General features: G+C 65.1%; 12 protein-coding genes and 1 tRNA gene. 7 read left to right on the top strand and 6 right to left on the bottom strand.

Annotated features, from left to right (window positions below):
• The first annotated feature begins 54 nt into the window (after window positions 1–54).
• Window positions 55–900: a choline ABC transporter permease subunit gene (locus APT63_01190; protein AMA44333.1), complete on the top strand. Its 846-nt coding sequence runs from the start codon at window positions 55–57 to the stop codon at window positions 898–900.
• Window positions 897–2,075 carry a choline ABC transporter ATP-binding protein gene (locus APT63_01185; protein AMA44332.1) on the top strand — a complete coding sequence of 393 codons (1,179 nt, stop codon included), beginning with the start codon at window positions 897–899 and terminating at the stop codon, window positions 2,073–2,075. The genes APT63_01190 and APT63_01185 overlap by 4 nt, the downstream gene beginning before the upstream one ends.
• Before the next feature lie 560 nt (window positions 2,076–2,635).
• Here APT63_01185 and APT63_01180 read toward each other — a convergent pair.
• The 6 genes from APT63_01180 to APT63_01155 all read right to left on the bottom strand — a co-directional run bounded on the left by APT63_01180 (window position 2,636) and on the right by APT63_01155 (window position 7,633).
• On the bottom strand, window positions 2,636–3,406 hold the full coding sequence (locus tag APT63_01180; protein ID AMA44331.1) for an imidazole glycerol phosphate synthase cyclase subunit: 771 nt from the start codon (window positions 3,404–3,406) through the stop codon (window positions 2,636–2,638).
• A gap of 40 nt (window positions 3,407–3,446) precedes the next feature.
• Window positions 3,447–4,175 (bottom strand): 1-(5-phosphoribosyl)-5-((5-phosphoribosylamino)methylideneamino)imidazole-4-carboxamide isomerase, encoded by a 729-nt coding sequence (locus APT63_01175; protein ID AMA44330.1) that lies wholly within the window; start codon window positions 4,173–4,175, stop codon window positions 3,447–3,449.
• Window positions 4,176–4,281: 106 nt separating this feature from the next.
• A complete protein-coding gene (locus APT63_01170) occupies window positions 4,282–4,545 on the bottom strand; it encodes a 1-(5-phosphoribosyl)-5-((5-phosphoribosylamino)methylideneamino)imidazole-4-carboxamide isomerase (protein AMA44329.1) in 264 nt (87 codons plus the stop codon).
• Complete coding sequence (gene hisH / locus APT63_01165; protein ID AMA44328.1) at window positions 4,545–5,183, bottom strand: imidazole glycerol phosphate synthase subunit HisH; 639 nt, start codon at window positions 5,181–5,183, stop codon at window positions 4,545–4,547. Before hisH ends, APT63_01170 begins: the two co-directional genes overlap by 1 nt.
• Entirely contained in the window at window positions 5,183–5,776 is a 594-nt protein-coding gene (locus tag APT63_01160) for an imidazoleglycerol-phosphate dehydratase (GenBank protein AMA44327.1), read from the bottom strand. Before APT63_01160 ends, hisH begins: the two co-directional genes overlap by 1 nt.
• Window positions 5,777–5,971: 195 nt before the next feature.
• The gene (locus tag APT63_01155; GenBank protein ID AMA44326.1) at window positions 5,972–7,633 is read right to left on the bottom strand and encodes an MFS transporter; all 1,662 of its coding nucleotides are present in this window, start codon (window positions 7,631–7,633) and stop codon (window positions 5,972–5,974) included.
• 379 nt (window positions 7,634–8,012) lie between these two features.
• On the opposite strand from APT63_01155, the gene APT63_01150 reads away from it, so the two are divergent.
• From APT63_01150 to APT63_01130, 5 genes are all read left to right on the top strand, one after another.
• The gene (locus APT63_01150; GenBank protein AMA44325.1) at window positions 8,013–10,262 is read left to right on the top strand and encodes a cell envelope biogenesis protein AsmA; all 2,250 of its coding nucleotides are present in this window, start codon (window positions 8,013–8,015) and stop codon (window positions 10,260–10,262) included.
• The gene (locus APT63_01145; GenBank protein AMA44324.1) at window positions 10,259–11,326 is read left to right on the top strand and encodes an A/G-specific adenine glycosylase; all 1,068 of its coding nucleotides are present in this window, start codon (window positions 10,259–10,261) and stop codon (window positions 11,324–11,326) included. The genes APT63_01150 and APT63_01145 overlap by 4 nt, the downstream gene beginning before the upstream one ends.
• On the top strand, window positions 11,323–11,595 hold the full coding sequence (locus APT63_01140; GenBank protein AMA44323.1) for a Fe(2+)-trafficking protein: 273 nt from the start codon (window positions 11,323–11,325) through the stop codon (window positions 11,593–11,595). Before APT63_01145 ends, APT63_01140 begins: the two co-directional genes overlap by 4 nt.
• 90 nt (window positions 11,596–11,685) lie before the next feature.
• Window positions 11,686–11,761: transfer RNA gene (locus APT63_01135), tRNA-Phe, on the top strand.
• A gap of 202 nt (window positions 11,762–11,963) precedes the next feature.
• Window positions 11,964–12,407, top strand: coding sequence for a hypothetical protein (locus tag APT63_01130; protein ID AMA44322.1), 444 nt, complete (start codon window positions 11,964–11,966; stop codon window positions 12,405–12,407).
• Window positions 12,408–12,691: the final 284 nt, after the last annotated feature.

The raw sequence follows: 12,691 nt of genomic DNA, 5'->3' as shown, positions 1-12,691 counted from the left end.
GCCGCCGTGACGGCGCAGGTTGACCTCAATCCTCGCAGGTGGACGTTCGCTATCATGCTTATCGATCAGAAATTACCGCTAGGGCAGTACATGGCCTCATTTGTCGAATGGTTGACCCAGCATGGCGCCAACTACTTCGACGCTATCGCCCAAGGCCTGGAACTGATGATCCATGGTGTCACCAGTGCCTTGACCTGGTTCAACCCCCTCGTCCTGATTGCCCTCCTCGCCGGGCTGGCGCACCTGATCCAGCGCAAGTGGTCGCTGACCCTGTTCTGCGCCCTCTCCTTTCTGTTGATCCTCAACCTGGGCTACTGGCAGGAAACCATGGAGACCCTGGCCCAGGTCACCTTCGCCACGGTGGTGTGCGTGGCCATCGGTGTGCCGCTGGGCATCGTCGCGGCGCACAAGCCCATGTTCTACACCGGCCTGCGCCCGGTACTGGATCTGATGCAGACCGTACCGACCTTCGTCTACCTGATCCCCACGCTGACGCTGTTCGGCCTCGGCGTGGTGCCTGGGCTGATCTCGACGGTGGTGTTCGCCATCGCAGCGCCCATCCGCCTGACCTACCTGGGCATCTGCGACGTCCCCCAGGAACTGCTCGACGCCGGCAAGGCATTCGGCTGTTCGCGCCGTCAGCTGCTCACGCGCATCGAGCTGCCCCACGCCATGCCGAGCATCGCCGCCGGCGTCACGCAATGCATCATGCTGTCGCTGTCGATGGTGGTGATCGCGGCCCTGGTCGGTGCCGACGGGCTGGGCAAACCGGTGGTCAACGCCTTGAACACCGCTGACATTTCACTGGGCTTCGAAGCGGGTCTGGCCATCGTGCTGCTGGCGATCATGCTCGACCGTATCTGCAAGCAACCCGAGCTGCCAGCCAGGAGCGAAGCATGAGTATCATTCGATTCGAAGACGTCGACGTGGTGTTCTCCAACAAGCCACGCGAAGCCCTGGCCCTGCTTGATCAAGGCTTGAACCGCGAACAGATCCTCAAGCGCACCGGGCTGGTCCTGGGGGTGGAGAAAGCCAACCTGGACATCCAGAAAGGCGAGATCTGCGTGCTGATGGGGCTGTCCGGCTCGGGCAAGTCGAGCCTGCTGCGCTGCATCAACGGGTTGAACACCGTCAGCCGCGGCAAGCTGTTCGTCGAGCACGAAGGGAGCCAGATCGACATCGCCCATTGCACGCCGGCCGAGCTGAAGATGATGCGCACCCAGCGCATCGCCATGGTGTTCCAGAAGTTCGCCCTGATGCCCTGGCTTACCGTGCGCGAGAACATCAGCTTCGGCCTGGAAATGCAGGGTCGCCCCGAGAAGGAGCGGCGCAAGCTGGTGGACGAGAAGCTCGAACTGGTCGGCCTGACGCAGTGGCGCAACAAGAAGCCCGACGAGCTGTCTGGTGGCATGCAGCAGCGCGTCGGGCTGGCACGGGCCTTGGCCATGGACGCCGACATCCTGCTGATGGACGAGCCGTTCTCGGCGCTCGACCCGTTGATCCGGCAGGGGCTGCAGGACGAGCTGCTGGAACTGCAACGCAAGCTGAGCAAGACCATCGTGTTCGTCAGCCACGACCTGGACGAAGCGCTCAAGCTGGGCAGCCGCATCGCCATCATGAAAGATGGCCGCATCATTCAATACAGCCGTCCTGAAGAAATCGTCCTCAATCCGGCCGACGACTACGTGCGCACCTTCGTCGCCCACACCAACCCGCTCAACGTACTGTGCGGCCGCAGCCTGATGCGCACGCTGGACAACTGCAAACGCCTCAACGGGTCGGTGTGCTTGGACCCGAGCAACGACTCTTGGCTCGACCTGGCCGAGGGCAACACCATCAAGGGCGCACGCCAGGGCGTCAATGGCATGGCCCTGCAGAACTGGGCGCCGGGACAATCGGTGGACGACCTGGCCCGCACGCCGACGCTGGTGCATGCCGACATCGGCATGCGCGAAGCCTTGCAGATCCGTTACCAGACTGGCAACAAGCTGGTGCTGCAGGAAGGCAATTCGGTGGTGGGGATCCTGGGGGACAGCGAGCTGTACCATGCGCTGTTGGGGCGTAGTCATGGGTAGGTAGGCGTGGGAGGTGCAGGTATCCCGTGGGGTACCTGCGGTTTGATCCCTGCATTACCGTGTCGATGATTTCGTGGGCCCTGCGGGCCCAATCGCGGCACTGGGGCCGCTCCTACAGGTGACCGCGATACCCTGCAATCCCGCGGTGGGACTACGGGTGTAGGAGCGGCCCCTGTGCCGCGATGGGCCGCAAGGCGGCCCTAAAATCGCTTAGCAATGAAGCTTCGGATCCTGCCAGCTATCATCATATTCTCTGCGCGACAGCGCGGCGCCAAGGCGGCGGGTGGACTCCCACATGTACCCATTTCAAGCAGGCAGCAGCACGATGGCGACGCCACCTGTGGGAGCGGGCTTGCCCGCGATAGCGGTGGCAAACCCGACACGTGACCGACAGCTTGAACATTGGCCTGCCAACTCTGAGGTGAATGCACAGGCCCTATCGCTGGCAAGCCAGCTCCCACAGGCACGCATTTCAAGCAGGTATCGGCACGATGGCGACGCCACCTGTGGGAGCGGGCTTGCCAGCGATACAGGCAACCCGCAACCACGTCGCACAACCCTCAGCGCACCACGATCCCGCGCTGTGCCAGGTAAGCCTTGGCTTCCGGTACGGTGTACTCGCCGAAGTGGAAGATGCTCGCCGCCAGTACCGCGCTGGCGTGCCCTTCCAGGATACCGTCGGCCAGGTGCTGCAGGTTGCCGACGCCGCCCGAGGCGATCACCGGGATACCGACCGCGTCGCTGATGGCCCGGGTCACGCCCAGGTCGAAGCCATTCTTCATGCCGTCCTGGTCCATGCTGGTCAGCAGGATCTCCCCCGCCCCCAGCCCTTCCATCTTGCGCGCCCAGGCCACGGCATCCAGGCCGGTCGGCTTGCGACCGCCATGGGTGAAGATCTCCCAGCGCGGTGGCTCGCCAGGCGCGGAGACCTGCTTGGCATCGATGGCCACGACGATGCACTGGGAACCGAAGCGGTCGGCCGCCTCGCCCACGAACTCGGGGGTGAACACGGCAGCCGTGTTGATCGAGACCTTGTCGGCACCGGCGTTGAGCAGGTTGCGGATGTCCTGCACGGTACGCACGCCGCCGCCCACGGTCAGCGGGATGAACACCTGGCTGGCCATGCGCTCGACGGTGTGCAACGTCGTGTCGCGGCCATCGACGCTGGCGGTGATGTCCAGGAAGGTGATCTCGTCGGCACCCTGCTCGTCATAGCGCCGGGCGATTTCCACCGGGTCGCCAGCGTCGCGGATGTTCTCGAACTTGACGCCCTTGACCACCCGACCGTTGTCCACGTCCAGGCAGGGGATGATGCGTTTCGCTAAAGCCATGAACTTTCTCCTTTAAGCTGCACGCTTGCAGCTCACCCATTCAACGGTCGCAGAGCGCCTGGGCTTCGGCGACGTCGAGGGTGCCTTCGTAGATGGCACGACCGGTGATGGCGCCGATGATGCCTGGCGTCCTGGCATCCAGCAGGGCCTGGATGTCGCCCAGGTTGTGGATGCCGCCGGAGGCGATCACCGGGATCGAGGTGGCTTCGGCCAGGGCCTTGGTGAAGGGCACGTTGCAGCCCTGCATCATGCCGTCCTTGGCGATGTCGGTGTAGACGATCGCCGAGACGCCGTCGGCCTCGAAGCGACGGGCCAGGTCGATGACCTGCACCGAGCTGACTTCGGCCCAACCGTCGGTGGCGACGAAGCCGTCCTTGGCGTCCAGACCGACGATCACCTTGCCGGGGAAGGCCTTGCAGGCTTCGGCGACGAACTCAGGCTGCTTGACCGCCTTGGTGCCGATGATCACGTAGCTGACGCCGGCCTTGACGTAGTGCTCGATGGTCTCCAGCGAACGGATGCCGCCGCCGATCTGGATCGGCAGGTGCGGGTAGCGCTTGGCGATCGCGGTCACCACCTCACCGTTGACCGGCTGGCCTTCGAAGGCGCCGTTCAGGTCGACCAGGTGCAGCCGGCGGCAACCGCCCTCCACCCACTTGGCGGCCATGCTCACCGGGTCATCGGAAAACACCGTGGAGTCTTCCATGCGGCCCTGGCGCAGACGCACGCAGGCGCCGTCCTTCAGATCGATAGCGGGGATAATCAGCATGCTGTGTCCTTCGTCGGTTCAGGCGGCATGCTGCGCGTCGATGGCCGCACGCATGCGCGTCAATGGTTCGTCTGGCGATCGTGCCGTGCGTGCGGTGATCGTCGGGTCAGTCGCCTTTCTCGAGCGCCCACAGGTCGCTTTCGATGCTCTCGAAGCGGTCCTTGAGGTGCACCTGCACATCGGCGATGGCCCGGTTGTAGTAGTGGGGTGCGATGTCCCGGCTGAACACCTCGAGCACCTCGGCCACCTCGAACGACCCCAGCTGCAGCTCGAAGCGGTCTTCGAGAAACCGCTTGAGGGTCTCCAGCGCCTGGCGCTCCTGCTCGGGCGCCAGGGTCATGCGCGGTGGCGTGGGGCGCGCACGGGTCATTACCAGCGGCCGTCCCAGCTGATGAAGTTCTGCAACAGTTGCAGGCCGTGGGTATGGCTCTTTTCCGGGTGGAACTGCACGGCGAAGCGCGAGCCTTCGGCCAGCGCGGCGGCGAAGTCGACACCGTAGTGACCGCGACCGACCACCTGGTTCGGCTTGCCGGCCTCGATGTAGTAGCTGTGCACGAAATAGAAGCGCGCCCGGTCGGGGATGTCGTGCCACAGCGGGTGGTCGACACCCTGGGTCACTTCGTTCCAGCCCATGTGCGGCACCTTCAGGTGCTGGCCGTCTTCATGCAGGTCCTTGCCGAAGAACCGGACCTTGCCCGGGAACAGACCGATGCAGTCGACGCCGTCGTTTTCCTCGCTGTGCTCGAGCAGCGCCTGCATGCCGACACAGATGCCGAGGAACGGGCGGTCCTGGCTGACCTCGCGCACCAGGCTGTCGAAGCCCAGGCGACGGATCTCGGCCATGCAGTCGCGGATCGCGCCGACGCCTGGGAAGACCACCCGGTCCGCCTCGCGGATCACGGCCGCGTCACTGGTGACCAGCACCTTGCCGGCACCTACGTGCTCCAGGGCCTTGGCCACCGAATGCAGGTTGCCCATGCCATAGTCGATCACGGCTACTGTCTGCATCAGAGGCAACCCTTGGTGGAGGGCATCTGCCCGGCCATGCGGTCGTCCAGTTCCACGGCCATGCGCAGTGCGCGGCCGAAGGCCTTGAACACGGTCTCGATCTGGTGATGGGTGTTGTGCCCACGCAGGTTGTCGATGTGCAGGGTCACCAGGGCGTGGTTGACGAAGCCCTGGAAGAATTCCTGGAACAGGTCGACATCGAAGCCACCGACCGACGCGCGGGTGTAGGGCACGTGCATCTGCAGGCCGGGGCGACCGGAGAAGTCGATCACCACCCGCGACAGGGCTTCGTCCAGCGGCACGTAGGCATGGCCGTAGCGACGGATGCCCTTCTTGTCGCCAATGGCCTGAGCGAAGGCCTGGCCGAGGGTGATGCCGACGTCTTCGACCGTATGGTGGTCGTCGATGTGCAGGTCGCCCTGGCACTCGATGTCCAGGTCGATCAGCCCGTGCCGGGCGATCTGGTCGAGCATGTGTTCAAGGAAGGGCACACCGATGGCGAAGCGTGCTTTGCCACTGCCATCGAGGTTGATCGAGGCCTTCACCTGGGTTTCCAGGGTATTGCGCTCGACGGAAGCCTTACGTTCGACCATCACCAGCTCCGCAAGAATCGTTGGGCGAAAAGGGCCACATTATAGGCGCAGAAATGCCCGGCTTGAAACGCGGATGACGTGTGATCGGGGAAATTTGCCGGTCGCAGGCATGTGCCCGTCGACGAGGGCCCGCGTTGCACGGGCCGTCTTCGTGCCGGGGTTCGACGCACTGCGCCGCCCCGGCTCGCTGCAAGGTCAGTTGAACAGCACAGCGGTCTTCTGCAGGGTGATCCAGATCCCCCACGCCAGCGGAATGCCCACCACCAGCCAGGCCACTACCACCAGCGGCTTGCTGGCCGGGGCTGCGCTCCACTCCAGGACCTGGCTGCCATCGGCACCCTTGTCATGGCTCAGCGCGCGCTCGGCGGCCAGCTCGGACTCGGTCATGAAGTATTTGTCGGCCACCGGACGCACCAGGGCGTTGCAGATGAAGCCCAGCACCAGCAGGCCGGCCAGGATGTACAGGGTGATGTCGTAGGCGGCCGAACGCTCGACGCCCAGCGCCAGCTGGTACTCGCGCAGGTAGGTGATCAGCACTGGGCCGAGCACGCCGGCGGCGGCCCAGGCGGTCAGCAGACGACCGTGGATCGCCCCGACCATCTGGGTGCCGAACAGGTCGGCCAGGTAGGCCGGCACGGTGGAGAAGCCACCGCCGTACATCGACAGGATGATGCAAAAGGCCGCCACGAACAGCGCGACGTTGCCGATGTGGCCCATGTTCGGGATCAGCGCGTACAGCGCCACGCCCAGGGCGAAGAAGGCGAAGTAGGTGTTCTTGCGCCCGATGTAGTCGGAGAACGAGGCCCAGAAGAACCGCCCGCCGATGTTGAACAGGCTCAGCAGACCGGTAAAGCCGGCGGCGATGGCGGCGATCTGTGCCAGCTGGCCGGCATTGAGTTCGCTGAAGCTCAGCTCATTGCCCAGCAGCTTGCCACCGAACACTTCCTGCAGCAGCGGCGAGGCCATGCCGAGGATGCCGATACCGGCCGAGACGTTCAGGCACAGCACCAGCCAGATCAGCACGAACTGAGGCGTCTTCCAGGCCACGCTGACGTGCACGTGACGGTCGGTGATCATGCCGCTGCCGGCCTTCTTCTGGACCGGGGTCCAACCGGCGGGTTTCCAGCCGGTCGGCGGTACGCGGTAGGCGAGCGCGCCAGCGGTCATGAACACGAAGTAGATCGCCGCCATGACCATGAAGCTCTGCCAGACACCGACGTCCTGGCCGGTAGCGAAATGCCCCATCAGCGTGGTGGCCAGGGGAGCGCCGACCATCGCGCCGCCGCCGAAGCCCATGATCGCCATGCCGGTGGCCATGCCGCGCTTGTCCGGGAACCACTTGATCAGTGTCGAGACCGGCGAGATGTAGCCCAGACCCAGGCCGATCCCCCCGATCACCCCCGAGCCCAGCCACATCAGCCACAGCTGGTGGGTCTTCACGCCAATGGCCGAGATCAGCAGGCCGCCGCACCAGCACAAGGCCGAGACCAGGCCGGCCTTGCGTGGGCCGGCGTGTTCGAGCCAGCCACCGAGGACCGCGGCCGAGCAGCCCAGGAACACGAAGAACAAGGTATAGATCCAGCTCAGCATCGAGATCGGCCAGTCGCATTCGGCGCTGAACAGGCGAGCGATGAAGCCCATGTCCGGCGAGCAGGCGACGGGAGCGCTGATACCGATGGCTTGCGACAGCGGCAGCCAGAACACCGAGAAGCCGTAGGCCATGCCGATGCACAGGTGGATGGCCAGCGCCGCCGGCGGGACCAGCCAGCGGTTGAAGCCAGGGCGAGCGATGATGCGCTCCTTGGACAGGAAACCTGGGGCGCGGGCCCTGGCTCCGGTCTCGATACTCTTGTTCATTGTTGTTCCTCAAGTGTCGGATTCGCGAGGCGGATCGATGCGCGGTGCCGTCCTGACTGCACGCAGGCGATGGCCAGCCGGTGCTGATAACGCCGCGACAACCGGTCGCAGGCGTTTTGCAGGCGCGCAAGAGTACCAGCGACGAGACGGTCGCGCGCGCCTTTAGAGACGAAATGCCATCATTGACGCATGCGCCGCTTTGCGACACTTCGGCCGCGCGCTCCTGCATGAAAGGACGACGGTAGGCCCTGACTGTCGCCAAAGCCGACAAAAAGTGCGCGAAATGCCCCATATGTCTTGTCGGATACTCAGGCCCGCGAGCGGCGGCGTTATACTCGGCGGTCGCCATATTCAGAAATCGGACTACAAGGACTCGCCCATGAAAGCCTTTGGCAAAATCCTGGGGCTGGTGCTGCTCGGGTTGCTGCTGATCATCGTGGCTCTGGGATTCGCCCTGACCCACCTCTTCGATCCCAACGACTACAAAGACGAGATTCGCCAGCTGGCTCGCGAAAAGGCCCACGTCGAACTGACCCTCGACGGTGACATCGGCTGGAGCCTGTTCCCCTGGCTGGGCCTGGAATTGCACCAGGCCAGCGTCGCCACCCTGCAGAACCCCAAGACCCCCTTCGCCGACCTGCAGATGCTCGGCCTGTCGGTCCGCGTGCTGCCGCTGCTGCGCCGTGAAGTGCAGATGAGCGACGTGCGCATCGAAGGCCTGAACCTGACGCTGGCGCGTGACGCCCAGGGTCACGGCAACTGGGAAGACATCGGCAAGCCGGTGGCGGACGCCACGGCACCTGCCTCGCCCGACGCCAGCCCTTCGGCTGACGGCAAGGACGCACCGGCCGCGCGCGAGGGCAACGAACGCGCGCTCAAGCTCGACATCGACAGCCTGACCGTCAACAACGCCCGCGTGCACTACAGCGACGCCACCACGGGCCAGACCTTCGAGGCCGAAAGCATCCAGGTCAGCACCGATGCCGTGCACGAAGGCATCAATATCCCGCTCAAGGCCTCGGGCTTTCTCAGCGTCGGCCAGCCGAACCTCAAGGTGCGTGCCGAGCTGACCGGGCAGGCGCGCTTCGACCGCACCAACAAGCGCTACACCCTCGAAGACATGCGCCTGTCCGGCGAGACGTCCGGTGAGCCGCTGGCCGGCAAGACCGTGACGTTCGCCGCCCAGGGTCAGCTGTTGGTCGACATGGCCGCCCACACGGCGGCCTGGAGCAGCCTGAAGGTGTCGGCCAACCAGCTGCGCGCCCTGGGCGAACTGGACGTCAGTGGCCTGGACACGGCGCCACGGGTCAACGGCACGCTGTCCATCGCCCAATTCAACCTGCGCACCTTCCTCGACGGCATCGGCCACCCGCTGCCGGCCACGGGCGACCCTGCCGCGTTCGGCAAGCTCGAACTCGTCGGGCGCCTGGATGCCAGCCAGAATAGCCTGGCCCTCGAAGGCCTCAACCTGAAGCTCGACGACAGCACCTTCACCGGTCGCCTGGCGGTCGAGGACTTCGCCCGTCAGGCCCTGCGTGTGCAGCTGAACGCCGATGCGCTCGACGCCGATCGCTACCTGCCGGCCAAGAGCGAAGCAGCCAAGGGCGCCAAGGCTGCCCGCCAGGCCGAGGTCAACCAGCAGGAAGCCACTGCCGTGGCGGGTGCCGGCACCTCGGACTTGCCTGACAAGCCCACCCAGCAGGCCTGGAGCACCGACACGCTGCTGCCCGTGGAGCGCCTGCGCACCCTGGACCTGCAAGCCGACCTGGCCTTCGGGAAACTGACCTTGGACAAGCTGCCGATCGACAACGCTCACCTCACGGCCGGCGGCCAGGGTGGTCTGATCACGCTGCAAGGCCTGCGCGGCAACCTGTACAACGGCAGCTTCGCCGTCACCGGCACCCTCGACGCGCGCCCGGCCGTACCGCAGATCGGCGTCAACACCCGCATCGACAACGTGCCGGTGGAGCACTTCATCAAGACCGACGATCCGCAGAAGGCGCCACCGGTCAAAGGCCAGCTGACCCTGGCCAGCGACCTGACCGCCAGTGGCAACAGCCAGAAGGCGCTGATCGACACGCTCAACGGCAAGGCCAACTTCAGCATCGCCAATGGCGTGCTGGTCGAGGCCAACCTCGAGCAGCAGCTGTGCCAGGCCATCGCCACCCTCAACCGCAAGTCGCTCACCGGCGAGCCACGCGGCAAGGACACGCCGTTCCAGGAGCTGCGCGGCAGCCTGGCGATCCGCAACGGCGTGGCCAGCAACCCCGACCTCAAGGCACGGATTCCGGGCCTGACCGTGAACGGTCACGGCGACCTGGACCTGCGCGTGCTGGGCATGGACTACCGCATCGGCGTCATCGTCGAGGGCGACCAGCGCGCCATGCCGGACCCGGCCTGCCAGGTCAACGAACGCTACGTGGGCGTCGAGCTGCCTCTGCGCTGCCGAGGCCCGCTGGAACTGGGCGCCAAGGCCTGCCGCCTGGACAAGGACGGCCTGGGCCAGGTGGCCGCCAAACTGGCGGGCAACCGCCTCAACGACAAACTCAACGAGAAGATCGACGAAAAGCTGGGTGACAAGGTCAGTCCCGAGCTCAAAGACGCGCTCAAGGGCCTGTTCAAACGATGAATTCCCAGCAGTTCTCCAGTGCCGTGCTGACCTGGTTCGACCGGCACGGCCGCCACAACCTGCCCTGGCAGCAGGACATCAACCCGTACCGGGTGTGGGTGTCGGAAATCATGTTGCAGCAGACCCAGGTCAGCACCGTGCTCAACTACTTCGACCGCTTCATGACGGCGCTGCCGACCGTGCGTGACCTGGCCGACGCACCGGAAGACGAGGTGCTGCACCTGTGGACGGGGCTGGGTTACTACACCCGCGCCCGCAACCTGCAGAAGGCCGCGAAGATCGTCGTCGAGCAGTACGGCGGCGAATTCCCCCGCAGCGTGGCCGAGCTGACCGAGCTGCCGGGTATCGGCCGCTCGACCGCGGGCGCCATCGCCAGCATCAGCATGGGCCTGCGCGCGCCGATCCTGGACGGCAACGTCAAGCGCGTGCTGGCCCGTTTCATCGCACAGCAGGGCTATCCCGGCGAGCCGAAGGTGGCCAATGCGCTGTGGAACGCCGCCGAGCTGTACACCCCGCTCACCCGGGTCAACCACTACACCCAGGCGATGATGGACCTGGGTGCAACGGTGTGCACCCGCAGCAAGCCGACCTGCCTGATTTGCCCGTTGCAGGCCGGCTGCGAAGCGCACCTGCTGGGCCTGGAAACCCGCTTCCCCGAGCCCAAGCCGCGCAAGACCCTGCCGCAACGCCAGGCGGTGATGCCGCTACTGACCAACGAGGCCGGCGAGATCCTGCTCTACCGGCGCCCCTCGAGCGGTCTGTGGGGCGGCCTGTGGAGCCTGCCGGAGCTTGAGCAGGTCGAGCAGATCGAGGACCTCGCCGCCCAGCATGGCCTGCACGTGCTCACCCAGCGCGCGCTGCCTGGCCTGACCCACACCTTCAGCCATTTCCAGCTGGCCATCGCGCCCTGGCAGGTGCGGGTCGACACCCGCGCCGCGCCCGTGGTGGAGGCCGACTGGCTCTGGTATAACCTCGCCACCCCGCCGCGCCTGGGCCTTGCCGCCCCGGTCAAGAAGCTCTTGCACCGCGCGGCCGATGAATTGAACGCAGGAGAGTCGCCATGACCCGCACCGTGCTGTGCCGCAAGTACAACGAGGAACTGCCAGGCCTGGAGCGTCCGCCCTACCCAGGGGCCAAGGGCCAGGACATCTTCGACCACATCTCGCAGAAGGCCTGGGCCGATTGGCAGAAGGAACAGACCATGCTGATCAACGAGAAGCGCCTGAACATGATGAACGCCGAGGACCGCAAGTTCCTCCAGGGCGAGATGGACAAGTTCTTCTCGGGCGAGGACTACGCCAAGGCCGAAGGGTACGTTCCGCCCAGCGAATGAGCCGGAAAACCGTAAGCGACGGAATTAATTTAAAAAAATTTGAAAAGACGCTTGACCGAAACCTGAAAAAGCTTTTTAATGCGCCCCGTTGCCCAGATAGCTCAGTCGGTAGAGCAGAGGATTGAAAATCCTCGTGTCGGCGGTTCGACTCCGTCTCTGGGCACCAAAATCCGAAACCCCTGAATCGAAAGGTTCAGGGGTTTTTTGTTGGGCGGCGGGAAAGAATGAGCGTATCGGCGACACCGCCCTGAAGGCCGCCCCGCTGTTCGTTGCGCACGGTCCGCCCTACCCATGCAGGCGCGGCCCTGTGCCGCGATGGGCCGCGCAGCAGCCCCCAAGCCTCTAAAACCCAATCCAGGACCGCGCCCATGGCCTCCAACACCAAACAACAGAAACGCGCCAAGCGCGCCGCCAGCAAGGCCAAGCAGAACCGCATGGTTCGCAGCGGCCAGTCGGTCAAGGCGAGCAGCGGCGAAAGCACCAGCGTCGAGCAGGTCTTCAACAAGGCCAAGGACTCGGGCAGCTACGACGACCTGTTCGCCCGCATGAAGCAGGCCCAGGAAGGCGGCCTGGTGCCGATGATCTCGGTGTTCCTGGTCGATCCGCTGTTGGCACTGGTGCTCAAGGGCCACAAGGAAGAACACGCCACCGACTACATCGTGCTGGTCTTCACCGCCTACCGCGACTGGTTCGACGGCGCCGACGAAGACACCACCATGGCCTGGCTGGAAAGCGACGAGTTCCAGGAAGCCTACATCGCGGCCTCCGAAGCGGTCGCCAAGCAGCAGCAACAGCAGAAGCAGTTCGGCTGAGGGCAGCATGCCCCGGCCATGAAAAAGGCCTCGCTCCCATTCAGGGGGCGAGGCCTTTTTCGTTCAGGTCAACAAGCTGGCAGACACACCGTCCAGGAATCAGGACACGGAGCTGTGGGGCTTGCCTGCAAGGCAGGCGGCGACGGATCGGACGCCATCGCGGGCGAGCCCGCTCCCACAAGCTGCTTGTGCAGTGATACCTATGCTGATGCTGCAGAGGTCTGTGTGGGAGCTGGCTTGCCAGCGATAGGGCCCTGCCAGTCGCCGCAGGCGGTCGGGCATGT

The sequence above is a fragment of the Pseudomonas monteilii genome (genome assembly GCA_001534745.1).
GTDB classification, from domain to species: Bacteria; Pseudomonadota; Gammaproteobacteria; order Pseudomonadales; family Pseudomonadaceae; genus Aquipseudomonas; species Aquipseudomonas alabamensis.
Note: the sequence above shows the minus strand (reverse complement) of the source record. Positions and strands in the feature narration are given on the sequence as shown.